Genomic DNA, 19,954 nt, shown 5'->3' with positions numbered 1-19,954 from the left:
GGTCGTGCCCGCGCTCCTGCTGGGCGCGTGGCAGGTCGCGACACGGCGGAGCGGGGTGGTCGGCGCGCGGCGGCTTCGATAGAGTCCGGCAAATGCGGGGGCCGAGATTGCGGCCCGGCGACCGCGTCCGCGTGGTGTCGCCGGCCAGTGCTCCGGGCGAGGAGTGGGCCCGGCAGGTCATGGCGACGCTGGCCGGCTGGGGGCTGCGGCCGGAGCTCGGCGACCACGCCCTCGACCGCCGCGGATTCATGGCGGGCACCGACGCCGACCGGCTCGCCGACCTCAACGACGCCCTGCGCGACCCGGGTGTGCGAGCGGTCGTGGCCACGCTGGGCGGCGCGGGCGCGTATCGGATCGTGGACGACCTGGACATGGCCGCCGTGCGCGCCGACCCGAAGCCCGTCGTGGGCTTCAGCGACATCACGAACCTGCACCTGGCGCTGTGGACGGCGACCGGAGTGGCCGGCGTCCACGGCTGCGTAGGCACCGGCGGGCGCACCGACGACTCGTGCCGGCGGCTGCTCTTCGAGACCGGACCGATCACCGTGCGCGCCGAGGCGTCGCCGGTGACCGTCCCGGGGCGTGCGACGGGGATCCTCGTCGGCGGACTGGCCGGCGCGGTGGCCAACTTCCTGGGCGCGGGCCTGCCCCGGCTCGACGGCGTGATCCTGTGCCTGGAGGGGCCGCAGAACCCGCACTTCGATCGCATGCTGTGGGGCATGCTGCGCGCAGGCAGGCTCGACGGGACAGCCGGCTTCGCGATCGGCGACCTCACCGGCCTGGATCCCGGTGTCGCCGAGCCCGGCCCCGACCACGCGGTGACCGTGATCCGCCGGCGGCTGGGCGGCCTGGGCGTGCCGATCCTCGGCGGTCTTCCCTTCGGGCACACCGAGGACCAGGTGTGCCTGCCGGTCGGCGTTCCCGCGACGCTCGACACCTACGCGGGCACCCTGACCGCCGCATCGGCGGTGTGCTGATGGACACCGCACAGCTCAACGCGGCGCTGCGGGACCCGGCCGTCCGGGTGATCGCGCTGGACGGGGACCATCGCCTGCTCGACGGCCTCGACCTCGACGCCGTGCGGGCCGATCCCAAGCCGATCGTCGGCACCGGCGGCACGACGTTCGTGCATCTCGAGCTGTGGCGCGAATGCGGCCTGGTCGGCTACCACGGCGAGGGCGAGATCCGGCACGGCCCGCTGCGCGTGGCCGGACGGACCCGGGTGCCCGGCCGGGCCGAGGGTGTGCTGCTCGGCGGCAGTCTCGGCCCGCTGCGCGCGATGCTCGGCGCCGGCCTGCCGTCGCTCGACGGCGCGATCCTGCTGCTCACCGGGGAACGCACCCAGGGCCTGGGCCAGGTCGACCGGCAGCTCACCCATCTGATCCGCGCCGGCGTTCTGGGCGGCGTCCGGGGCGTGGCAGTGGGCCGCTTCGCCGGGTTCGAGGGCCTCGTCGACCGCGGGTGGAGCCTGGACGATGTCCTCGCCGACCGCCTCGACACGCTCGGCGTACCCGTACTCGGCGCGCTCCCGATCGGTCCCGGTGCGCCAACCGTGCCGGTCGGCGTTCCCGCGATCCTCGACGCGACCGAAGGTGTGCTCGCGCTCGCCCGGGCGTGAGCGGCGACGGGCGGGTCCTCGCGGGAGTGCCGCACGGTCACGGCATGCGGCACCCCTGTCGCGGGGGTCGTGCGCTCAGACGGGGCGCACGTTCTCGGCCTGAGGGCCCTTCGGACCCTGGGCGACCTCGAACTCCACCTTCTGCCCGTCCTCCAGGCCCCGGTAGCCGGTGCCGACGATCGCCGAGAAGTGGACGAAGACGTCCGGGCCGCCGCCATCCTGCTGGATGAAGCCGAAGCCCTTCTCAGAGTTGAACCACTTCACGGTACCGCTGGCCACGCTGTCCTCCTGATGCCTGGGATCTTCACGCTACCGGCCGCCCGGGCGCCCCGGCTTCCCCACTGCGGGGGAAACGTCCCGGCTCAGCCCCGCGTGAGCTGGCCGCGCAGGATCTGCAGGGACTTGGTCAGCAGGCGCGAGATGTGCATCTGGGACAGGCCGAGCTCGGCGGCGATCTGGCTCTGGGTGCGGTTGCCGAAGAAGCGCATCGCGATGATCCGCTGCTCGCGCTCGGGGAGGCGGGCCAGCAGGGGCCGCAGGGCCTCGCGGGCCTCGAACTGCTCGATACCCGCGTCCGGCTCGCCGAGCAGGTTGCTCAGGTCGGTCGGGCCCTCGGTCTCCGTCGTGGCGGGGGCGTCGAGGCTCAGGGCGCGGTACGCGCGGCCGGCGTCCAGGGCCTCGATCACGTCCTCCTCGCTCGCGTCGAGCTCCGCGGCCAGGTCGGCGACCGTGGGGGAGCGGCCCAGGCGCTGGGTCAGCTCGCCGGCCACCCGGTTGATGCGCAGGCGGGTGTCCTGGATGCGGCGGGGCACCCGCACGTCCCAGCAGCGGTCGCGGAAGTGGCGCTTGAGCTCGCCGGTGATGGTGGGGATCGCGTAGCCGATGAACGCGGCGCCGTTGGCGGGGTCGAAGCCGTCGACGGCCTTGATGAGCCCGACGGTCGCGACCTGGACGAGGTCGTCCTGCGGCTCGCCGCGGTTGCGGAAGCGGGCGGCGAGGTGGTGGGCCAGCGGCAGGTAGAGCTCGATGACCCGGCCGCGGACCCGCCTGCGGTCCGGGCCTTCGGGCAGGTCGGCGAGGAGGCTGAGCAGGGCCAGGGCCTCGGCGTCCTCGGCCCGGCGGCGCGCGGCGGCCGAGGCGGGGACGGCATCGTGGTGCATCTCGATGGTCATGAAACAGAGACCTCACGCGGAGCGGGGGCTGCGAAAAGGGCCCGCTGCTTGAGCGCCTTCTGGATCGACCGTAACGCCGATCTTGGAGCATTACAACTGTTGCGTCGAATTATGCGTCGATTCCGAACGGGTGGTAACCTGCGGCATTCGCGCGGGCCCGGGCCCCGCACCAGGAGAATCGCGGGCATGAAGCGGCGCTGGCTGTTCGCGGACCAACTGGGGCCGCACTTTCTCGAGGACGCCGCCCAGCCCGTCCTGCTCGTGATCTCCAAGGGCGTGTTCCGGCGGAAGGTGTACCACCGGCAGAAGGCCCACCTGGTCCTGTCCGCCCTGCGCCACCGGGCCGCCGAGCTCGGCGACCGGGCCGAGCTCGTGGTCGCCGAGCGCTACCGCGACGCGGTCGGCACCGAGCCCGTCGAGGTCTGCCACCCGACCTCGCGCCCGGCCCGCGACCTGGTCCGGGGCCTGGGCAACGCCACGCTGCTGCCCCCGCGCGGGTTCATCACCGAGCCGCGCGACTTCGTGCGCTGGGCCGACGGGCGGCCCCGGCTGCTGCTCGAGGACTTCTACCGCGAGGCCCGGCAGCGCCACGGCATCCTCATGGACGGCGCCGAACCGGCCGGCGGGCGCTGGAATTTCGACGCCGAGAACCGCGAACCGCCGCCGCGCGGGGCGGTCCGGCTCGGCGTGCCGCCACCGCCGCCGATCACCGAGGACGAGATCGACGAGCGGGTCCGCGCCGAGCTCGACCGCTGGGAGCGCGACGACGGCATCGCGTTCGTCGGCCGGGACGGGCCGCGGCGGTTCCCGGTCACCGCGGCCGAGGCCGAGGCGCGCCTGGCCCACTTCCTCGAGCACCGGCTGCCCGCGTTCGGCCCGCACGAGGACGCGATGCTGCGCGACGACCCGCTCATGGCCCACTCGCTGCTCTCGGCGAGCCTCAACCTCGGGCTGCTCGACCCCCTCGACGTGGTGCAGCGGGCCGAGGCCGAGTTCCGCCGCGGCGCCGCCCCGCTCGCCGGCGTCGAGGGGTTCGTCCGGCAGATCCTCGGCTGGCGGGACTACGTGTGGCACTGCTACTGGTACTTCGGCCCGCGGTACGCCCACCGCGACGCGCTCAAGGCCCGCCGCCGGCCGCCCGCCTGGTTCACCGGCCTCGACCCGGACGCGGTCACCTCGGCATGCCTGCGCGACGTGCTCACCCGCGTCCGCGACACCGGCTGGGTGCACCACATCCAGCGGCTCATGGTGCTGGGCAACCTGGCGCTGCAGCGGGACTGGCACCCGGGCGCGGTGGCCGACTGGTTCGCGCGGTGCTTCGTCGACGGCTACCCGTGGGTGATGACCCCCAACGTGATCGGGATGAGCCAGTACGCCGACGGCGGCCGGCTCGTCACCAAGCCCTACGCGGCCGGCGGCGCCTACATCAACCGCATGAGCGACTACTGCGGCGGCTGCGCGTTCGACCCCCGCCACCGCGACGGCCCCGACGCGTGCCCGTACACCGCCGGCTACTGGGCCTTCCTGCACCACCACCGGGAGCAGCTGGCGGGCAACCACCGGCTCCGCCGGCCCCTGGCCCAGCTGGACCGCCTCGGCGACATCCCGGCGATCGCGGCGGCGGAGAGCCGCCGCCGCGTCTTCTAGCAGGCTTCTAGAAGCCGTCCAGCAGGTGCTGGAGGCCGAACTCGAACAGCTCCGTGTCCGCGTCCGCCTCGGCCCGGCGCGCCTTGCGCTCCTGCTGCTCGAGGCTCATCGCGCTGCCCCGCACGAAGTTCACGAGCGCCGCCGCCAGCGCTTTCGCGTCGGCCCGGCCCTCCAGGGCCCGCTGCGCCCAGGCGAGGTGGGCGGCCGGGCCGAGTTGCGGGTGCGTGAACGAGACGGTGAGCGCGAGCCAGGCGTGCTGACGGTACAGCCGCCAGTGCAGCCGGGCGAGCCGCTCCAGCTGCGCCCGCCACGGGCCGGCCGGCTTCGGCGGCGGGTGCCTGGCGAAGACCGCGTCGGCCATGAGCAGCTCGAGCTCGGCCCGGTCCTGCACCCACTTGTAGAACGTGCCCGTGACGAGGCCGCCGGCGCGCTGGCCGATGAGGCGCAGCGAGAGGTTCCCGAGCCCGTCGGCGTCGGCGAGCTCGATCGCGGCGTCGACGATCCGGGCCCGGGTCACGTCGCCGTGGGCCGGCGGCGGCTGCCACGCGGCGGCGACGGTGGGCGCGTCGGCGGTGACGATGAGCCCCGGCCCGCGGTGCTTGGCCGCGAGCCCCTCCTCGCGCAGCAGGGTCATCGCCTTGTACGCGGTCGCCATCGTCGCGTCCCACCCGGCCATGATGTCCTTGGCGCTGGGGATGTCCTCGCCCGGCCGGAGGTCGCCGTCGAGGATGCGCCGGCGAAGATCCGCGACGATGTCGGCCGCAAACCGCGTCACGCCCGTCCCCCTCTGCCCGCACTCGCGCCCCGTCGGACTGCGCGGTCGAGAAGTCTAGCCGAGGCGCGCACCGCGGACGCCGACCGGCGGGAGCCGGAGCCGGCGGGGCGATGCCGCGGCCGGGCGGCGCTCAGGACCGGCGCTCGACCTCGCGGGCCATCTTGCGCAGGGCCTGGCCGAACCCGGCCCGGCCGACGGCCGCGACGAGGGCGCCGCTCACCCGGTCGAGGCGGTGCGGCACGACGGTCACGTCCTCGGACCAGTCGACCCGGCAGCGGCCGGCCTCCAGCGGCAGCACGCTGAACCACGCCCGGCCCCGGATCACCCGCCCGTGCTTGTCGATGTCGCACCGCCCCGGCCGCTCGCCGTCCGGCGGCTCCCAGCGCACCACGGTCATCGGGTCGTCGAAGCCGATCGGCCCGAGACGGGACCGGGCGACGAACCCGGCACCGGGCCCGTCCATGCGTGCGGTGGTGAGCCGCACCGTGGTCAGCGGCGCCCAGCGGGCGTGGTTGCGCCAGTCCACGAGCGCGGCCCAGACCTCGGTGGCCGGCGCGCGGACCTCGACGGAGACGGTGAAGAGCGCCATCCGCTCGACGATAACCGGTACGGCGCCGCGGGGCCGGGCAGGCGGAGAAGTCGTGACCGGCAGAGCTCGAAGCGGCCGGCCGCGCGCGAGGTCGGCCGCCGGGCGTGGACGGGCCGCTCAGAGCTTGAAGCGGCCGACCTCGCGCTGCAGGTCGGCGGCCAGGCGCGAGAGCTCCGTGACGGTGGTGTCGGCCTCGGCCAGGGTCGCCGAGGTCGCCTGGGCGGCCTGAGCCACGCCGGAGATGTTCCCGGCGATCCCGGTCGCCCCGTGCGCGGCCTCACCGACGCTGCGGCTCATCTCCGCGGTCGTGGCCGACTGCTCCTCCACCGCGGAGGCGATGGTGAGCTGGTAGTCGTTGATCCGCGCGATGATCCGGCTGATCTCGCCGATCGCGTCGACGGCGTTGCCCGTGTCGGCCTGGATCGCCTCCACGCGGCGGGAGATGTCCTCGGTCGCGCGGGCGGTCTCCTGCGCGAGCTCCTTGACCTCGTTGGCGACGACCGCGAAGCCCTTGCCCGCCTCGCCGGCGCGGGCCGCCTCGATGGTGGCGTTGAGCGCGAGCAGGTTCGTCTGCTCGGCGATCGAGGTGATCACCTTGACGACGTTGCCGATCTCGGCCGAGGAGTCGCCGAGCTTGGAGACGGTCTCGTTGGTGGTCTGGGCGACGCCGACGGCCTCGGCGGCGACCTGGGCGGCCTCGCCGGAGTTGCGGGCGATCTCGCGGATCGAGGCGCCCATCTGTTCGGCCCCGGCCGCGACCGTCTGCACATTGTGCGAGACCTCACCGGCCGCGCCCGCGGCGACGTCGGACTGGCGCGCGGCATCCTGCGCGTTCGCGGCGATGCGGCCGCTGACCACGGTGAGCTGCTGGGAGCTGTCGCCGAGGGTGCGCGAGCCGCTGGTGATGGCCACCACGGTGCCGCGCAGCCCGTCGCGGGCGTCGTTGACGGCGGCGGCCATCTCGCCGAGCTCGTCGCGGGCGTAGACCTGCGCGGGCTTGGTCAGGTCGGCCGCGGCGAGCGCCCGCAGGGCCTCGGACACGCTGGCGAGCTGGCGGCGCACGATCGCGGCGACCCAGGCGCCGGCGGCCAGGGCGATCAGGAGCCCGCCCACGAGCAGCGCGACGATGGACAGGCGCGCCTCGGCGTACTGCTGGTCGGCCTTCGCCGCCGTCGCGCTCGCCTCCTGGTTCTCCAGCTGCTGCAGATCGTCCAGCGCGGCGGCGACGCCGTCCTCCAGCTTCGTGGAGACCGCGACGAGCTGGTCCTGGGGCGGCAGGGTGTAGCCGGCCGGCGGGGCCTCGTGGAACACCACGACGTCGCGCAGGGTGCGGTACTGGCCCAGGTCGTCGGTGGCGTGGTTCAGCGCGGCGATCCGGGTGCCGGAGCCGGCCGCGAGGGTGCGGTAGGCGGCGACGGCGGCATCGACGCGCTGGTCGGCGGTGGTGGCGGCGGCGCGGTAGGGGGCCGCCTGGCTCTGCGCGCCGCCGGCGACGAAGAGCGAGAAGATGAGCATGTTGCGGTACATCTCGGCCATGCCGGCCCGCATCTCGGTCAGCTGCGCGGTGCTGTCCAGGTGGCGGCTCTTCATGTCGTGCAGGTCGGCGTTGAGCCTCGACATCCGGGCCAGCGACACCACGGCCCCGGCGGTGGCCACGAGCGTGACGAGCAGCACGGCGAGGAACGCCTTGGTGATCACCCCGCGATCGGCGACCGCGGCCGTCAACCGCCCGCGTGCGACCGTGACCTGCACGACCCGCTGCTGTGCCACCGTAGAACCCCCCGACGACTCCGATACGGCGCAAGGAGCGCCGCTCGGTTCATCGGCGCACGGTCGCGGAACCTGAGGCGACCCGGGCCGCAACTGTGCGGACCCCGGCGCCGCGGCGCAGCTGCCGGCGGTCCCAGGCGAGCAGGAGCCACCCGGCCCCACGCAGGGCGACGGCACCGGCAAGCACCCACAGGACCCATGGCATGGCCTGTCTATGCCCCGCGCGGGTCCGCCTCACACACGCGGATGCGCACGATCCGTCCCGGCGGGCACGGCAGCACCACGGCCAGGGCCACCACGGCCAGGGCCACCACGGCCAAGGCCACGGCGGCGCCGGGCGTCAGGCGGGGACGAGGGCGGGCAGCAGCGTGGCCGCCGTGCCGCGCAGGTTCACGGTGCTCACCGCGTCCAGCGGGGTCGCGTCCGGGTTGACCTGGATGACCGCGGCGCCCGCGCGGGCCGCGATGCGGGGGATCTCCGCCGCCGGGTACACCACGCCGGACGTGCCCACGGTCAGCAGCACGTCGCAGCCGGCCGCGGCCGCCACCGCGGCGTGCAGCGCGGGCTCCGGCAGCGCCTCGCCGAACCACACCACGCCGGGCCGGACCAGCGCGCCGCACGTGCCACAGCGCGGCGGGGCGATGCGCCGCCCCTCCTGCGGCTCCTCGGTGTCGGCGAGCGCGGCCGGGTGCGCGCCGTCGCCGACGCACCGCGGCGCGAAGAGGCTGCCGTGCAGATGGATCGGCGCCGTGCTCCCCGCGCGCTCGTGCAGGTCGTCGACGTTCTGCGTGACGACCGTCGTGGCCGGGTTCGCCGCCTCGAGCGCGGCGACCGCGCGGTGCCCGGCGTTCGGCTCGGCCGCGCGGGCCCGGGCGGCGCGCCACGCGTACCAGCCCCACACGAGATCCGGGTCGGCGTGGAAGGCCTCGGGCGTCGCGAGCCGCCCGGCGTCGTACCGCGCCCACAGCCCGGTCAGGTCGTCGCGGAACGTGGGCACGCCGCTCTCGGCCGACATCCCCGCCCCGGTGAACACCACGACGTGCCGCGCCGCGGCCACCAGCGCCGCGGCGCGCTCCAGGCTCACGTCAGGCCCTCGGCGCCCAGGCGGGCGTGGAACTCGCCGGCCACGTCGACGTAGGCGTCCATGTCCGTGACCAGGTTCGACACCGTCAGGAACACGTGAGTGACGCCCGCGTCCGCCAGGGCCGCGATGTCGCGCACGATCTGCTCGACGCTGCCGGTGTAGGGCGGGCGCCCCTCCTGCGGCACCGCGTCCAGGGTGCCGGAGAGCCCCACCTGGAACGTGCAGGCGATCGCCGAAGGGTCGCGGCCGAACTCGGCGGCCATCTCCCGCAGCCGGGCGAGGGTCGCGGCCACGGCGGCGGGCGGCATCCCGGTCGGCAGCCAGCCGTCGCCGCGGCGCGCGACGCGGCGCAGGGCCGCGTCGGAGAACCCGCCGAGGAACACGGGAATGCGGCGGGCCGGCTTCGGGCCCACCTCGGCCGGGGCGATCGTCCAGCGCTTGCCGGAGTACGACACCGGGTCCTGTCCCCAGACGGCCTCGGCGATGTCGAGGAACTCGTCCAGCGCCGCGCCCCGCTCGGCGTGCGGGCGCGGGGCGAGCGCGGCGAACTCGTCGATGCTCCAGCCCGCGCCGACGCCCGCGACGACGCGGCCGCCGCTGACCGCGTCGAGGCTGGACAGCGTGCGGGCCAGGCGCGCGGGCACGTGCAGCGGCGCCACCAGCACGCACGTGCCGAGCTCGACCCGCTCGGTGACGGCGGCGGCGAGCGTGAGCGCGACGAGCGGGTCGAGCACCCCGCCGTACCGGACCGGCCAGGGCGCGTCGGGCACGCTGTAGAGCCCGTGGGGGCCGGTCTGGTCCTCGGGGAGCAGGAAGCGTTCGAACACCCAGACGCTGTCGTAGCCGATCTCCTCGGCGGCCCGTGCGGCGCGGGTGACCGCGGTGCGCGGGTCGAAGTCCTTGAGCTGGGGCAGGCCGATCCCGACTTTGAGCGCCACCGGGGCATCCTTTCCAGGTCCGTGATCACGGCGACCCTATGCCATCGGCGGTGGCGCGCAGCGCAAGGTGTACGTCGAGCCCACGAAGGACCAGATCGAGCACTCGCCGGAGTCCGTGCTCACACCGCCGAGCCGCGCTCCACGGGCGCCGGTGCCGCGAGCGACCCGAGCAGCGCCAGGGCCCGCGCGCTGTCCGATCCGGGCTCGGCGTGGTACACCACCAGCAGCTGCCCGCCGGAGTCGCCGATCGCGAGCTTCTCCCGGCGCAGCTCCAGCAGGCCGACCTCCGGGTGCCGCAGCCGCGTCGGCGCGCCCGCGAGGGGCTTCACGTCGTGGCGCGCCCACAGCCGGCGGAACGGCTCGCTGGCCAGGGAGAGCTCGCCGACGAGCCGCTCGACCCGCGGGTCGGCCGCGTCCGCGGCGATCGACGTGCGAAACGCCGCCACCATCCCGCCGAGGGCCTGCTCCCACTCGGGCAGCAGGTCGCGCTCGTCGGGGTCGAGGAAGGTGTCGCGCAGCCGGTTGGCGCCGGGGCGGATCCGCGGCGAGAGCGCGGTCGCGAGACGGTTCGCGGCGAGCACCTCGAAGAGGCGGCTCTCCACGAACGCGGGCAGCCCGATCACGTCGAGCAGCTGGCGGACGCCGGCCGGGACGGTCTCGCGGCGCGGCCGGCGCGGGGCGCGCGGACGGGCGGCGGTAAGGCTCAGCAGGTACTGCGTCGCCTCCGCGTCGAGCCCGAACACCCGCGCGATCGCCTCCAGCACCGGCGGCGACGGGTTGCGGTCGCGGCCCTGCTCGAGGCGCAGGTAGTAGTCGGCGCTGATGCCGGCGAGGGTGGCGACCTCCTCGCGGCGCAGCCCCGGCGTGCGCCGGACGCCGACGACGCGCAGGCCGGCGTCGGCGGGGTCGACGAGCTCGCGCCGGGCCCGGAGGTATTCGCCGAGCGCGTTCGTGCTCACGAACCCAGCCTACGACCGCGCGGCGGCCCGCATCCTGGTCCTGTCACTCCCAGGAAGCGTGCGGCGCTGCCTGATTCCGGGCGCCGCGGGCATGGTGGAGCCATGACAGCGAACACCCTTCCCGGCGGCGTCTACCGCACCGGCGACCTCGACCTCACCCGGTTCGGCTACGGCGCCATGCAGCTGGCCGGCCCGGGCGTCTTCGGCCCGCCGAGGGACCGCGCGGCCGCCGTGGCCGTGCTGCGCGAGGCGGTCGGGCTCGGCATCACGCACATCGACACCGCCGACTTCTACGGCCCGCACGTCACCAACGAGATCATCCGCGAGGCGCTGCACCCGTACCCGGCCGGGCTGCACATCGTCACCAAGGTCGGCGCGCGCCGCGACGAGCAGGGCGGCTGGCCGCACGCGCGCACCCCCGACGAGCTGCGCGCGCAGGTCCACGACAACCTGCGCAACCTCGGCCTGGAGGCGCTCGACGTCGTCAACCTGCGCGTCGGCGGCTTCGACGCGCCCGAGCCCGGCTCCATCGCCGAGCAGTTCGGGGCGCTCGCGCAGCTGCGGGAGCGGGGGCTCATCCGGCACCTGGGGCTGAGCACCGTCAGCGCCGAGCAGCTCGCCGAGGCGCAGGCGATCGCGCCGGTGGTGTGCGTGCAGAACATGTACAACATCGCCCGCCGCGACGACGACGCGCTCGTGGACATCACCGCGGCCCAGGGCATCGCCTACGTGCCCTACTTCCCGCTCGGCGGCTTCTCGCCGCTGCAGTCGGAGACCCTCGGCGCGGTCGCGAAGCGCCTGGGGAGCACGCCGCTGTCGGTGGCGCTGGCCTGGCTGCTGCGGCGCTCGCCGAACATGCTGCTGATTCCCGGCACGTCCTCCGTCGCCCACCTCCGGGAGAACGTCGCCGGCGCGGCGCTGGAGCTGCCCGCCGACGCGCTCGCCGAGCTCGACGCGATCTAGCCGCCGGAGGGCGCCGCCGGTCGACTGTATATTGTCGCGGTGGGCAGCGACCTGACCGCGGACCGAGAGGTCGGCCGCGACGCCGGCGGCCGGGCGACGGTGACCGTCCGCCTGCGCGGCCTCGTCGACCTGGGCACCCAGCCGATCCTGGAGCGGGCCCTGGACGAGGCGCTCGCCGTGCGCGGCGTCTCCGACATCGTGGTCGACCTCGACGGGCTGACGCTGCTCGACTCGACCGGGATCGCGACCATGCTGCACGCGTACCGTCGCGGCGCCGCCGCCGGCGTCGGGCTCCGCGCGATCGGCGCGAACGGCATGGTGCACCGGGTCCTGGACATCACCGGCGTGCTGAAGGTGCTCACCGGCGAGGATTGATCGCCATGGTTCGCGGGCATGCACGTGTCATGACCCCGTCCCGTTTCACCGATGACAGCGTGCCCGAGACCGGCATCCGCAAGCTGTTCACGACGGCGGGGCACTGGCAGCGGTGGCTGGACGTGGAGGCCGCGCTCGCGCTGGCGGAGGCGGACGCCGGGGTGGTGCCGCCGGACGCGGCCGCGGCCATCGCCGCCGCGGCCCGCCTGGACCGGCTCGACAAGGGCCGCATCCGGGCCGGGATCGCCACCACCGGGCACCCGCTGATGCCCCTCATCACCGAGCTGACCCGGGCCGTCGGCGCCGACTACGGCGGCTGGGTGCACTGGGGCGCGACCACCCAGAACATCACCCAGACCGGCGACGCGCTGCTGCTGCGCGACGCCCACCGGCGGCTGCTGGGCCTGCTCGGCCGGGTGCTCGAGGCCGCCGCCGGGCTCGCCGAGCGCGGGGCGCGGATGCCGATGGCCGGCCGTACGCACGGACAGCACGCGGTGCCGGTCACCTTCGGCTTCAAGGCGGCCGTGTGGATCGACGAGCTCCTGCGCCACCTCGACCGCCTGCGCCGGTGCGAGCCGGCGGTGTTCGTCGCCATGCTCGGCGGCGCGGTCGGCACCCACGCGGCCCTCGGCGCCGACGGCCCGCGCGTGCAGGCCCGCCTCGCCGAGCGCCTCGGGCTGTGGCCGATGGCGGTGCCCGCGCGCAGCACCGCCGACGGACTCGCCGAGTACGTGTGCGTGCTGGCCCTGCTCGCCGGCACCGGGGGCAAGATCGGGCGGGAGCTGTACTCGCTGATGCAGACCGAGTACGGCGAGGTCCTCGAGCCCGCCGCCCCGGGCGACGTCGGCAGCAGCACCATGCCGCACAAGCGCAACCCCAAGCTCTCCCAGGACATGATGACGATCTCGGCGCAGATCCGGGCGCTGGTGCCCCAGGCGCTCGAGGCGATGCACGCCGACCACGAGGCCGACGGGGCGTGCACCGCGATGCTCGACGACGCCGTCACCCGCGCCTGCGTCCTGGCCGGCGACCAGCTGGTCCGGCTCGCCGTCGTCCTCGAGGGCCTGGAGCTGGACCCGTCCCGCATGCGCGCGAACCTCGGCCTCACCGGCGGCCTCATCGTCTCCGAGGCGGTCATGCTGGCCCTGGGCAAGGTGATCGGCCGGCAGGAGGCGCACCGGGTCGTGTCGGACGCCGCGCACCGGGCGGCCGCCGGCGAGGGCACGTTCGCGGGGCTGCTGGACACCGACCCGCGCGTGACCACCTACCTGTCCGCGACCGACCTGCGGGCGCTGCTCGACCCGACCCGGCACCTGGGCCTGTCGGCGGAGCTGGCCGCGGCGGGCGCCGCCCGCGCCCGCGCGGCCGTTCAGGCCAGCTGGGACGTCAGCCCGGCGGCGAGCACCTCGGCCTGCACGTCGGTGATCTCCTCGCCGTAGTCGCGCACCAGCTCGGCCTTGGTGTAGACGATGTGCTCGCCGGTCGCCGTGGCCTCGGCCACGAGCCGCACCCCGTCCTGCGCCACGGCGAGCGCGGGGTCGGCGTCGGTCGACTGCGCGAGCGCGCGGATGTCGTCAGCGGTGATGGTCGTCATGGGCACATGGCTGCCCGGCCCGCTCACCCGACAAACATGGCCGATGCGCGCCGCGCCGCAGCAGCGGCGACCGCGTCGCGTTAGAGTCGCAGCAATGACGCCGCCGACCTGGGACGCCTTCGCCGAGGCCCTGACGCGCGAGCTGGCCGGCCTCGCCGACGGGGTGCTCCTCGTGATCCGCTCGAAGGACCGCAGCTGGGATTTCGCGCAGTTCGCGCAGGACGGGCGCGAGCTGCGCGCCGAGGTCTCCGGCGAGCGCGTGAACCTGCCGCCCCTCGCACGGCAGGACACGCCCGAGGGGCGCCGCATCCTGCAGTCCCACGGCTGGCAGCCGCCGGACGAGGACGCGGGCTTCCTGTGGCACCGGGTCCTGCCGCGCCCCGCTCGCGAGGCCGAGCTGCGCGCCGTGGCCGCGGGCGTGGTCGCCGCCCTGCGGGACGTGAACGGGATCGCGGGGCCGCACCGGCTGCAGTACGACGCGTGGAACCAGCAGGCCGGCAACCGCCACTGGCCCGTCGACCTGCCGGGCGTCGAGTACCAGCCGACCTGACCCGCGGCCGGCCCGCGCGCCGGGCCGGGCCGCCGGCCGTCACACGCGCAGCGGCGCGGCGGGGGCCGCGGCTCCCTCGACGATGAGGCCCTCGATGCCGGCCGGGGCCATCGGGCGGGCGAAGTGGTAGCCCTGCGCGGTGCGGTACCCCATCGCCGCCAGCCGGTCCGCCTGCGACTGCAGCTCCACGCCCTCGGCGACGATGTCGAGCCCGACGGCCCGCGCCAGGGCGAGCACCGCGGCCGGCATGATGCCCCGGCGGCCGGACTCGTCGCGCTGGACGAACGAGCGGTCCAGCTTCAGCTCGTCGACCGGCAGGTCCCGCAGCAGCGTCAGCGAGGACTGGTCGGTGCCGAAGTCGTCGAGGGAGACGCGCACCCCGAGCCGGCGCAACTCCTCGAGCCGGGCCACGGCCGGGCCGAGGGAGACCGCGGCGCTCTCGGTGATCTCGACGGTGAGCCGGTGCGGGGGCACCCCGAAGTCCGACAGCGCCGCCGCCACCGTGTCGGTGAACGCCGCCACGGCCAGCTGCCGGGCCGAGACGTTGACGTGCACGACGCCGGGCGCCCGCGGCCCGAACTCGGCGATCCACGCCGCCAGCTGCCGGCACGCCTCGCGCAGCACCCACTCCCCGAGGGGGACGATGAGCCCGGTGCGCTCGGCGACGGGGATGAACTCGCCGGGCGGCACGGGCCCGCGGGCCGGGTGGTTCCAGCGCACCAGCGCCTCCACGCCCCGCAGCCGCCCGTCGTCGAGCGTCACGATCGGCTGGTACTCCAGGAAGAGCTCGCCGCCGAAGATCGCCTGGCGCAGCTGGGCGCCGAGCGCGGCCGAGCCCGCGACCGCCCCGGCCATGCCCGGCTCGTAGCGGCGGTAGCCGCTGCCGCCGTCGTGCTTCGCCGCGTACATCGCGATGTCGGCGAGGCGCAGCAGCTCCCCGGCGTCGTCGCCGGTGCGGCCGTCGGCGATGCCGATGCTGGCCCGCACGAGCAGCTCGTGGCCGTCGGCGAGGACCGGCTCGGCCAGCGCCGCGACCATGCGCTGCGCCACGAGCTCGGCCTCGGCGGGGTCGATCGCGTCGAGCAGGACGACGAACTCGTCGCCGCCCAGGCGGGCCACCAGGTCGCCGGGGCGCACGCCCGCGGCCAGCCGCGCGGAGACCGCCACGAGCAGCGCGTCGCCGGCCCTGTGCCCGAGGGTGTCGTTGACGAGCTTGAAGTCGTCCAGGTCGACCAGCGCCACGCTGACCGGCCGCGGGGCGCCGCCGCGGCCCAGGACGGCGGCGAGGCGCTGGTTGAACAGCGCCCGGTTCGGCAGCTGGGTGAGCGCGTCGTGGGTGGCGTTGAAGTCCAGGCGCTCCATCAGGGCGGTGTTCTCGCCGAACGCGCTCACCTGCCGCCACACCACCAGCCCCGTCAGCACCACGGCGGCGACCGCGGTCACGCCCAGGTCGGAGGAGCCGTCCGCGATCGAGGTGAGCAGCAGGCTGTCGATGGCGGCGACGGCGAGGTAGGGCAGCACGCTGAACGGCCGCCGCGCCGCCGCCCGGGGCGCCTCCGGCTCGACCAGGGTGCGCTGCTGCCGCCGCGCGCCCAGGGTCGCGCACACGAGCACGAGGGGCACGGTGACCTGGGGCACGCTCAGGTGCGGCTGGTCGAGGAGGAACCGCTGCGCCACGCCGCTGAACGCGCCGGCGAACATGCCCAGCGCCATCAGCCGCAGCGCGCCCCGCGCCACGAACGCGTGGCCGGACAGCGCGACCTTCACGATGACGAAGACCGCGACCAGTTCGAGCACGAGCGTGAAGCCCGCGACGGCCAGCGAGGCGATCCGGTACCCGTTGGAGGCCAGCAACGGCTCGGTCTGGTAGTGCCACATGAACACCGCGGCCGCCACGAGCACCGTCGAGGCGTCCAGGCCGATGCGCAGCCGCTCGTGCGCGCTCGTGGTGCCCATCGGCAGCCGCCAGAGGGCCCACAGCAGCGTCAGCACCGCCGAGCCGTACACGGCCATGGTGAGCGGCGAAAGCCCCTGGCTCGGCGTCGGGCCGCCGATCGCGTCGACGGTGTTGGAGACGGTGCCGAGGCCGGCGAGCGCGGCGACGACCGCCAGGTGCCGCCAGAACCGCCGGGTGGGCGTGGCGAACGCGCCGGAGCGCGCGATCCGCAGTGCGACCCACACCGGGATGAGCACCGAGATCGGCGTCGCCAGCCACATCAGCACCAATGGCGTGCGCTGCTCACCGAAGTTGGCCGCGAAGAACGCGACGGCGTACACGGCCAGCAGTGCCGAGCCGAGCACCGCGCGGTCCAGCTTCTTGCCCACCATCGCGAAGTTCACGCCGTCCCATCGGCGGCCGGCGCGACGTAGTTGAGCGCACAACGGTTGCGGTGCGGTACCCGTTGCGTTTCGGCTGTCCGTTCCGTTTCGGCGGCCGGTTCCTGGGCAATCGGCCGCCATGGCTACATTGCTCGCCCGCCTGGAGGCCGCCCACCCGCTCGACCGGATCGCCGACGCGCTTCGCCGCGCCGCCCTGGCCACCGCCGGCCGCGGCCGCCTCGGCGCGCTGCTGCACGGCGTCGGCTTCGGCCACCCGCTGCACCCCGCGGTCGTGCAGTTCCCCGTCGGCGCGTGGATGAGCACCGCGGTGCTCGACGCGCTGCCCGGCCGCGACACGCCCGGGTCCCGGCGCGCCGCCGCCACGCTGCTCGCGGCCGGCACCGCCGGGGCGCTCCCGGCGACCGTCACCGGGCTCGCGGACTACGCGACGCTCTCGCGCCAGCAGCGCCGCGTCGCGCTGGTGCACGTCGCCGCGAACCTCACCGCGCTGGGCTGCTTCGCCGCGTCGATCGTGGCACGCGCCCGCGGCGACCACCGCCGCGGCCGGGCCCTGTCCTTCGCGGGGCTGGGGGCCGCCGGTGCGGGGGCGTACCTGGGCGGCCACCTGGCCTACGCCCAGGACGCCGGGGTCAGCCACGCCGCGGCCGCCCTGCCGCTGGTGCCGCACGGCTGGCACCGGATCGACGCGGTGTACGCGATCGAGGAGGGGCGCGTGTTCTCCTACACGGTGGGGGCGACCCCCGTCGTCGTCTACCGCGACCGCGACCACGGCACCGACCGCTTCAGCGCGTTCGTGGCCCGCTGCGCGCACCGCAGCGGCCCACTGGCCGAGGGCCACATGGTGGACGTCGACGGCGAGGCGTGCCTGCAGTGCCCCTGGCACGGCAGCGTGTTCCGCCTGTCGGACGGGCGGGCGATGCACGGGCCGGCGAGCTCGGACCAGACCATGCTGCGCACCCGCGTCCGCGACGGCCAGCTCGAGGTCGCCCGCCCGTGAACCGCCTCCTGCACCGCGGCGCGCACGAAGGTGCACTCGCGGTCTTCACCTGACGGCGCGGCCTGACGGCGCGGCCTGACGGCGCCGACGCCGTCGTCCGCGTCAGGCACGACGTCATCCGGTGCGAGGCGGCCGCTCCCGGCTGCACACCGGACCGGCGAACGGCAAGGGATCCTCGCGGCGCCGATCCTGGTGCTGGTGCGTACGATCGGCACGTCCGAGCTGACGTTCCTCACCGCCGACGAGGAGTCCTCCACCCTGGTCGTGCAGCGCTACGCGGAGATGGCGTCGCCGGGCATCCGGGCCCGGCAGCCCATCGACGCGACGACCGTGGTCCCCACCCCGACCATGCTCGTGCCGCTCGTGACCGCGCCGCGGATCGTCAGCCCGACCCCGCTCCTCCCGTGTCAAGGAAGAGGTCGACTGACGTGCGCATCGCCGACGCCCGGGTCATCGTCACCTGCCCCGGCCGCAACTTCGTCACCCTGAAGATCGTCACCGACGACGGTGTCACCGGGGTCGGCGACGCCACCCTCAACGGCCGCGAGCTCGCCGTGGCCGCCTACCTCACCGAGCACGTCGTCCCGGCGATCGTCGGGCGTGACCCGCACCGCATCGAGGACATCTGGCAGTACCTCTACAAGGGCGCGTACTGGCGGCGGGGCCCGGTCACCATGTCGGCCATCGCGGCCGTCGACACCGCCCTGTGGGACATCAAGGGCAAGGTCGCCGGGCTGCCCGTCTACCAGCTGCTGGGCGGGCGCAGCCGGGAGGGCGTCACCGTCTACGGCCACGCCAACGCCGAGACCGTCGAGGACGTGCTCGTCGAGGTGGCCCGCTACGCCGACCTCGGCTACCGGGCGGTCCGGGTGCAGACGGGCGTCCCCGGGCTCGAGACCACCTACGGGGTCGGCAAGGACAAGCTGTTCTACGAGCCGGCCGACGCCGCCGTCGCCTCGGAGGCGACGTGGTCGACGGAGGCGTACCTCACCCACGTCCCCGGCGTCTTCGCGCGGGTCCGCGAGGAGTTCGGGCCGCGGCTCAAGCTGCTGCACGACGTGCACCACCGGCTCACCCCGATCGAGGCGGCCCGCCTCGGCAAGAGCCTCGAGCCGCACTCGCTGACCTGGATGGAGGACCCGGTCCCGGCCGAGCTGCAGGAGGGCTTCCGGCTCATCCGGCAGCACACGACCACCCCGATCGCCGTCGGCGAGGTGTTCAACACCGTGTGGGACTGCGAGACCCTGGTCCGCGAGCAGCTCATCGACTACATCCGGGCCACGGTCGTGCACGCCGGCGGGATCACGCACCTGCGCCGCATCTTCGACCTGGCCGGGCTCTACCATGTGCGCACCGGCAGCCACGGCGCCACCGACCTGTCACCGGTGTGCATGTCCGCGGCCCTGCACCTGGACCTGGCGGTGCCGAACTTCGGGCTGCAGGAGTACATGCGGCACACGCCGGAGACCGACGCGGTGTTCCCGCACGGGTACCACTTCGAGGGCGGCTACCTGCACCCCTCCGAGGCTCCCGGGCTGGGCGTGGACATCGACGAGTCGCTGGCCGCGCAGTACCCCTACCGGCCGGCCGCGCTGCCCGTGAACCGCCTGCTGGACGGGACGATGCACTCCTGGTGACCGGGATCCTCGCCCGCACGTCCGCCGTCCTGCAGCAGACCGTGCCCCGATTTCAGCTGGTTCAGCCGGAATTTTCAGGTTTTGTTGAGTAGGTTAGGTGGCATGGCCGACGAGCCGCTCACGCCCCAGGATCTCGAGGGCATCATCTGGCAGGTGTGGACCGCGTACCTCGGCACCAGCCCGACCGTCGTGCTGGACGAGGAGCCGCCCGGGGCCGACGCGGAGATCACCGCGAGCGTCGGCGTGGCCGGCGCCTGGCTCGGCACGGTCGTGCTGCGCGGCGGCCTGGGCGCGGCGGCGGCCCTGGCCGCGGAGATGCTCGAGCTGTCGTCGGTGAAGCCCGACGACATCCAGGACGCGGCCGGCGAGCTCATGAACATCGTCGCCGGGAACGTGAAGAGCTTCCTGCCCAAGCCCAGCCATCTCGCCCTGCCGCAGGTCGTGGTCGGCCGGGCCGAGGTCCTGTGGCCGGGGACGCGGCTGCTGAGCCGGGTCCGGGTGCGCTGGGACGACTACCAGGTGACGGTGGAGGTCCTCGAGGGCGTGCCGCCGCGCCGCGACTAGCGACGCCGGCGCCGTGGGCCGGGGAGGCCGCGCTGCACCGCTGCACCGAGCCGCCGTTTGACCCGGGTCGATTCGGGCATCCACAAGAGTGGGAACACCGCATTCACACCTGGGAGACAGTGATGAGCTTCGGTGACAAGGTCGAGCACGAGGCGGAAGAGCTCAAGGGCAAGGCCAAGGAGGGCTGGGGCACGGCCACCGGCGACCCGGACCTGCGCGCCGAGGGCCGCGCGGACCAGGACGCGGCCAACGTCAAGCAGGCCGGCGACCGCGTCAAGGACGCCGCCCACGACGTCAAGGACGCCCTGAGCTAGCAGCGCCCGGCATCCGAGCCCGGCCCCGTTGAACTCCGGCGGGGCCGGGCTCGTATGCGTGGACGTGA

At 74.8% G+C, this 19,954-nt stretch carries 23 protein-coding genes; 12 read left to right on the top strand and 11 right to left on the bottom strand.

Annotated elements, in window-relative coordinates:
- Positions 1-92: 92 nt before the first annotated feature.
- The gene (locus ACQP2P_RS25565; RefSeq protein ID WP_433604778.1) at positions 93-977 is read left to right on the top strand and encodes a S66 peptidase family protein; all 885 of its coding nucleotides are present in this window, start codon (positions 93-95) and stop codon (positions 975-977) included.
- On the top strand, positions 977-1,618 hold the full coding sequence (locus ACQP2P_RS25560; RefSeq protein ID WP_433604776.1) for an LD-carboxypeptidase: 642 nt from the start codon (positions 977-979) through the stop codon (positions 1,616-1,618). Before ACQP2P_RS25565 ends, ACQP2P_RS25560 begins: the two co-directional genes overlap by 1 nt.
- Before the next feature lie 75 nt (positions 1,619-1,693).
- On the opposite strand, the gene ACQP2P_RS25555 is transcribed toward ACQP2P_RS25560, so the two are convergent.
- Positions 1,694-1,897 (bottom strand): cold-shock protein, encoded by a 204-nt coding sequence (locus ACQP2P_RS25555; protein WP_433604774.1) that lies wholly within the window; start codon positions 1,895-1,897, stop codon positions 1,694-1,696.
- An 83-nt stretch (positions 1,898-1,980) separates the two neighbouring features.
- A complete protein-coding gene (locus ACQP2P_RS25550) occupies positions 1,981-2,790 on the bottom strand; it encodes an RNA polymerase sigma factor SigF (RefSeq protein ID WP_433604772.1) in 810 nt (269 codons plus the stop codon).
- 186 nt (positions 2,791-2,976) lie between these two features.
- On the opposite strand from ACQP2P_RS25550, the gene ACQP2P_RS25545 reads away from it, so the two are divergent.
- Positions 2,977-4,437 (top strand): cryptochrome/photolyase family protein, encoded by a 1,461-nt coding sequence (locus ACQP2P_RS25545; RefSeq protein WP_433604770.1) that lies wholly within the window; start codon positions 2,977-2,979, stop codon positions 4,435-4,437.
- 7 nt (positions 4,438-4,444) lie between these two features.
- On the opposite strand, the gene ACQP2P_RS25540 is transcribed toward ACQP2P_RS25545, so the two are convergent.
- The 7 genes from ACQP2P_RS25540 to ACQP2P_RS25510 form a co-directional block, all read right to left on the bottom strand.
- Positions 4,445-5,212 (bottom strand): GntR family transcriptional regulator, encoded by a 768-nt coding sequence (locus tag ACQP2P_RS25540; RefSeq protein ID WP_433604768.1) that lies wholly within the window; start codon positions 5,210-5,212, stop codon positions 4,445-4,447.
- Positions 5,213-5,342: 130 nt separating this feature from the next.
- Positions 5,343-5,801, bottom strand: a complete 459-nt coding sequence (locus ACQP2P_RS25535) for an SRPBCC family protein (protein WP_433604766.1) — start codon at positions 5,799-5,801, stop codon at positions 5,343-5,345.
- Positions 5,802-5,918: 117 nt separating this feature from the next.
- On the bottom strand, positions 5,919-7,571 hold the full coding sequence (locus tag ACQP2P_RS25530; protein ID WP_433604764.1) for a methyl-accepting chemotaxis protein: 1,653 nt from the start codon (positions 7,569-7,571) through the stop codon (positions 5,919-5,921).
- A 49-nt stretch (positions 7,572-7,620) separates the two neighbouring features.
- Positions 7,621-7,776, bottom strand: a complete 156-nt coding sequence (locus ACQP2P_RS25525) for a hypothetical protein (RefSeq protein ID WP_350623786.1) — start codon at positions 7,774-7,776, stop codon at positions 7,621-7,623.
- A gap of 135 nt (positions 7,777-7,911) precedes the next feature.
- Entirely contained in the window at positions 7,912-8,655 is a 744-nt protein-coding gene (locus tag ACQP2P_RS25520; protein ID WP_433604762.1) for an SIR2 family NAD-dependent protein deacylase, read from the bottom strand.
- Complete coding sequence (locus tag ACQP2P_RS25515) at positions 8,652-9,593, bottom strand: LLM class F420-dependent oxidoreductase (RefSeq protein WP_433604760.1); 942 nt, start codon at positions 9,591-9,593, stop codon at positions 8,652-8,654. Before ACQP2P_RS25515 ends, ACQP2P_RS25520 begins: the two co-directional genes overlap by 4 nt.
- A gap of 119 nt (positions 9,594-9,712) precedes the next feature.
- A complete protein-coding gene (locus tag ACQP2P_RS25510) occupies positions 9,713-10,552 on the bottom strand; it encodes a helix-turn-helix domain-containing protein (protein ID WP_433604758.1) in 840 nt (279 codons plus the stop codon).
- A gap of 102 nt (positions 10,553-10,654) precedes the next feature.
- Between ACQP2P_RS25510 and ACQP2P_RS25505 the strand changes: the two genes are divergently transcribed.
- Genes ACQP2P_RS25505 through ACQP2P_RS25495 form a run of 3 tightly spaced genes read left to right on the top strand, consistent with a single transcriptional unit; the run spans position 10,655 to position 13,329 of the window.
- The gene (locus ACQP2P_RS25505; RefSeq protein WP_433604756.1) at positions 10,655-11,515 is read left to right on the top strand and encodes an aldo/keto reductase family oxidoreductase; all 861 of its coding nucleotides are present in this window, start codon (positions 10,655-10,657) and stop codon (positions 11,513-11,515) included.
- A 39-nt stretch (positions 11,516-11,554) separates the two neighbouring features.
- Complete coding sequence (locus ACQP2P_RS25500) at positions 11,555-11,890, top strand: STAS domain-containing protein (RefSeq protein ID WP_433604754.1); 336 nt, start codon at positions 11,555-11,557, stop codon at positions 11,888-11,890.
- A gap of 29 nt (positions 11,891-11,919) precedes the next feature.
- The gene (locus ACQP2P_RS25495; protein WP_433604752.1) at positions 11,920-13,329 is read left to right on the top strand and encodes a class-II fumarase/aspartase family protein; all 1,410 of its coding nucleotides are present in this window, start codon (positions 11,920-11,922) and stop codon (positions 13,327-13,329) included.
- Here ACQP2P_RS25495 and ACQP2P_RS25490 read toward each other — a convergent pair.
- Positions 13,260-13,484, bottom strand: a complete 225-nt coding sequence (locus ACQP2P_RS25490; protein ID WP_433604750.1) for a hypothetical protein — start codon at positions 13,482-13,484, stop codon at positions 13,260-13,262. The two genes, ACQP2P_RS25495 and ACQP2P_RS25490, sit on opposite strands and share 70 nt — an antisense overlap.
- Before the next feature lie 94 nt (positions 13,485-13,578).
- Between ACQP2P_RS25490 and ACQP2P_RS25485 the strand changes: the two genes are divergently transcribed.
- Complete coding sequence (locus tag ACQP2P_RS25485; RefSeq protein ID WP_433604748.1) at positions 13,579-14,034, top strand: TY-Chap domain-containing protein; 456 nt, start codon at positions 13,579-13,581, stop codon at positions 14,032-14,034.
- A 39-nt stretch (positions 14,035-14,073) separates the two neighbouring features.
- On the opposite strand, the gene ACQP2P_RS25480 is transcribed toward ACQP2P_RS25485, so the two are convergent.
- On the bottom strand, positions 14,074-16,374 hold the full coding sequence (locus ACQP2P_RS25480; protein WP_433604746.1) for a putative bifunctional diguanylate cyclase/phosphodiesterase: 2,301 nt from the start codon (positions 16,372-16,374) through the stop codon (positions 14,074-14,076).
- Positions 16,375-16,492: 118 nt separating this feature from the next.
- On the opposite strand from ACQP2P_RS25480, the gene ACQP2P_RS25475 reads away from it, so the two are divergent.
- The 5 genes from ACQP2P_RS25475 (at position 16,493) to ACQP2P_RS25455 (ending at position 19,886) form a co-directional block, all read left to right on the top strand.
- Positions 16,493-17,371, top strand: coding sequence for a DUF2231 domain-containing protein (locus ACQP2P_RS25475; protein ID WP_433604744.1), 879 nt, complete (start codon positions 16,493-16,495; stop codon positions 17,369-17,371).
- A 198-nt stretch (positions 17,372-17,569) separates the two neighbouring features.
- Positions 17,570-17,860 carry a hypothetical protein gene (locus ACQP2P_RS25470; protein ID WP_433604742.1) on the top strand — a complete coding sequence of 97 codons (291 nt, stop codon included), beginning with the start codon at positions 17,570-17,572 and terminating at the stop codon, positions 17,858-17,860.
- Positions 17,800-19,008: a D-mannonate dehydratase ManD gene (gene manD, locus ACQP2P_RS25465; RefSeq protein WP_433604740.1), complete on the top strand. Its 1,209-nt coding sequence runs from the start codon at positions 17,800-17,802 to the stop codon at positions 19,006-19,008. Before ACQP2P_RS25470 ends, manD begins: the two co-directional genes overlap by 61 nt.
- Before the next feature lie 102 nt (positions 19,009-19,110).
- Positions 19,111-19,572: a chemotaxis protein CheX gene (locus tag ACQP2P_RS25460; protein WP_433604738.1), complete on the top strand. Its 462-nt coding sequence runs from the start codon at positions 19,111-19,113 to the stop codon at positions 19,570-19,572.
- 122 nt (positions 19,573-19,694) lie between these two features.
- Positions 19,695-19,886 (top strand): CsbD family protein, encoded by a 192-nt coding sequence (locus tag ACQP2P_RS25455; protein ID WP_433604736.1) that lies wholly within the window; start codon positions 19,695-19,697, stop codon positions 19,884-19,886.
- Positions 19,887-19,954 lie beyond the last annotated feature (68 nt).

This window comes from Dactylosporangium sp. CA-139114 (genome assembly GCF_050955725.1).
Classification (GTDB): Bacteria; Actinomycetota; Actinomycetes; order Mycobacteriales; family Micromonosporaceae; genus Dactylosporangium.
The sequence above is the reverse complement of the archived record's forward strand: the minus strand, read 5'-3'. Positions and strand labels throughout refer to the sequence as shown.

Excerpts from the sequence above, each read along its gene's own strand:
- ACQP2P_RS25565 (WP_433604778.1), top strand. The coding sequence starts at position 93 with ATGCGGGGGCCGAGATTGCGGCCCGGCGACCGCGTCCGCGTGGTGTCG.
- ACQP2P_RS25560 (WP_433604776.1), top strand. The coding sequence starts at position 977 with ATGGACACCGCACAGCTCAACGCGGCGCTGCGGGACCCGGCCGTCCGG.
- ACQP2P_RS25550 (WP_433604772.1), bottom strand. The coding sequence starts at position 2,790 with ATGACCATCGAGATGCACCACGATGCCGTCCCCGCCTCGGCCGCCGCG.
- ACQP2P_RS25545 (WP_433604770.1), top strand. The coding sequence starts at position 2,977 with ATGAAGCGGCGCTGGCTGTTCGCGGACCAACTGGGGCCGCACTTTCTC.
- ACQP2P_RS25535 (WP_433604766.1), bottom strand. The coding sequence starts at position 5,801 with ATGGCGCTCTTCACCGTCTCCGTCGAGGTCCGCGCGCCGGCCACCGAG.
- ACQP2P_RS25525 (WP_350623786.1), bottom strand. The coding sequence starts at position 7,776 with ATGCCATGGGTCCTGTGGGTGCTTGCCGGTGCCGTCGCCCTGCGTGGG.
- ACQP2P_RS25505 (WP_433604756.1), top strand. The coding sequence starts at position 10,655 with ATGACAGCGAACACCCTTCCCGGCGGCGTCTACCGCACCGGCGACCTC.
- ACQP2P_RS25495 (WP_433604752.1), top strand. The coding sequence starts at position 11,920 with ATGACCCCGTCCCGTTTCACCGATGACAGCGTGCCCGAGACCGGCATC.
- ACQP2P_RS25490 (WP_433604750.1), bottom strand. The coding sequence starts at position 13,484 with ATGACGACCATCACCGCTGACGACATCCGCGCGCTCGCGCAGTCGACC.
- ACQP2P_RS25485 (WP_433604748.1), top strand. The coding sequence starts at position 13,579 with ATGACGCCGCCGACCTGGGACGCCTTCGCCGAGGCCCTGACGCGCGAG.
- ACQP2P_RS25475 (WP_433604744.1), top strand. The coding sequence starts at position 16,493 with ATGGCTACATTGCTCGCCCGCCTGGAGGCCGCCCACCCGCTCGACCGG.
- ACQP2P_RS25460 (WP_433604738.1), top strand. The coding sequence starts at position 19,111 with ATGGCCGACGAGCCGCTCACGCCCCAGGATCTCGAGGGCATCATCTGG.
- ACQP2P_RS25455 (WP_433604736.1), top strand. The coding sequence starts at position 19,695 with ATGAGCTTCGGTGACAAGGTCGAGCACGAGGCGGAAGAGCTCAAGGGC.